The sequence below is a fragment of the Neorhizobium sp. P12A genome (assembly GCF_008365395.1).
GTDB lineage: Bacteria > Pseudomonadota > Alphaproteobacteria > Rhizobiales > Rhizobiaceae > Rhizobium.
On the sequence record NZ_QOVX01000064.1, the window covers coordinates 1 to 1,818 of the forward strand.

General features: G+C 62.0%; 2 protein-coding genes. Both read left to right on the forward strand.

Going from position 1 to position 1,818, the window contains the following annotated elements; genetic code table 11:
• Window positions 1-883: efflux RND transporter periplasmic adaptor subunit (locus DTW90_RS36850; RefSeq protein WP_149345047.1), on the forward strand; the 883-nt coding region annotated here is incomplete at its 5' end.
• A partial coding sequence (locus tag DTW90_RS36855) for an efflux RND transporter permease subunit (protein ID WP_149345048.1) occupies window positions 880-1,818 on the forward strand: 939 nt, incomplete at its 3' end. The genes DTW90_RS36850 and DTW90_RS36855, both read left to right, overlap by 4 nt.

Below are 1,818 nucleotides of genomic sequence, written 5' to 3' on the forward strand. Positions count from 1 at the left end.
TGCGTCTCGCAAGGTCGATGTCGGTGACCTGGTGCACAAGGGAGATGTCCTCGCCGAGATCGATCCTCTGAGCCTCCAGCTCGCGGTCAGGAGCGCGGAGGCCGATCTGCGCAATGCCCAGGCCCAATTGGAAAACGCAGCCACGACCGAAATCCGCAAGCGAAAGCTTATGGAGAGCAACGCGGCAAGTGTTTCCGATCACGATCTTGCCGAACAGCAGTTCAGGTCGGCCGCCGCCAATACTGCGAAGGCGACAGCCAGTCTTGCCAAGGCGCATGAGCAGCTAGGCTACTCAGAGCTGAGGGCCGAGTTCGATGGAGCCGTCACGGCCACGTCCGCGGAAATGGGCCAGACCGTTTCGGCCGGCCAGCCGGTCTTGAAACTGGCGCGCCTCGAACAGCGCGACGTCGTCGTCGACGTTCCGGAGGCGCAGTTCAGTCGCATTCGCCTGGACGATAGGTTCGGCGTCGCCCTTCAACTCGACAGCAGGATTCAAGTCACCGGCGTCGTCCGCGAGATCGCGCCTCAGGCCGATGCGAATACCCGCACCTACCGGCTGAAGATCGGGATCGATCAGGCGCCGGACATCTTCCGCCTCGGCGCCGTGGTCACGGCGACGCCGGTTGTCGAAGAAAAGAAGCAGACGATCACGCTGCCGCTCTCCGCCATCCGTCATGAAGTCGGCGGCAGCCAGGTATGGGTGGTGGACCGCTCGACGGCCCAGGTCGCGCTCAGGGTCGTTGAACTCGATGGCCCCGCGTCCTCGCCCCGTTCCGTCTTGGTTGAATCGGGGCTGCGGGAAGGGGAGGCGGTCGTCGTCACCGGGGTCGACGACCTTGTCGATGGACAGAAAGTGAAACTCGAACAGGAGCTACGCCCGTGAACAAATTCAATCTTTCGGAATGGGCGCTCGAGCATCGTTCTCTCGTCTGGTATTTCATGATCATGTTCGCGGTGGCGGGCGCCTTTGCCTATCTCGCGCTCGGTCGCGAGGAAGATCCGTCCTTCACAATCAAGACGATGGTGATCCAGGCGCAATGGCCCGGCGCCTCTGCCCAGGAGGTGACGCAGCAGGTCACAGACCGCATCGAAAAGAAGCTGCAGGAACTCGACAATCTCGAACATACTCGGAGCATCACCACCGCCGGTCAGACGATCGTCTTCGTCGACCTGCTGCCGGATACGAACGCGCGGGACGTAAAGCCCACCTGGTCGCGCGTGCGCAATCTGATCGACGACATCAAGCACGAATTCCCCCAAGGCGTGGTTGGACCCTTCTTCGACGATCAGTTCGGCGACGTATACGGCAATATCTTCGCCTTTACGGGCGACAAAGGAATTAGCCAGAGGGAACTGCGCGACTACGCCGAGAACGCCCGAACGCAGATCCTCAAGATCCCCGACGTCGGCAAGGTCGACATCGTTGGGGCGCAGGACGAGGTGATCTACCTCGAATTCTCCACTCGAAAGATCGCGGCTCTCGGCATCGACCGTTCCGCCATCATCGCGACGCTGCAGGCGCAGAACGCCGTCACCCAGTCCGGCTTTGTCGAAACCGGGCCCGAGCGCGTCGCCTTGCGGGTGGGCGGACGGTTCATCTCCGAGGACACGTTGCGCGGGATCAATCTCAGGGTCGACGACCGCTTCTTCCCGCTGACAGACGTCGCCACGATCACCCGCGGCTACGTCGATCCGCCGACATCGCTCTTCCGCTTCAACGGAAAGCCCGCGATCGGGCTGGCGATTGGCATGAAGACGGGTGGGAATCTGCTCGCCTTCGGCGAAGCGCTCGACAAGACAATGACCGGGATCGTTCAG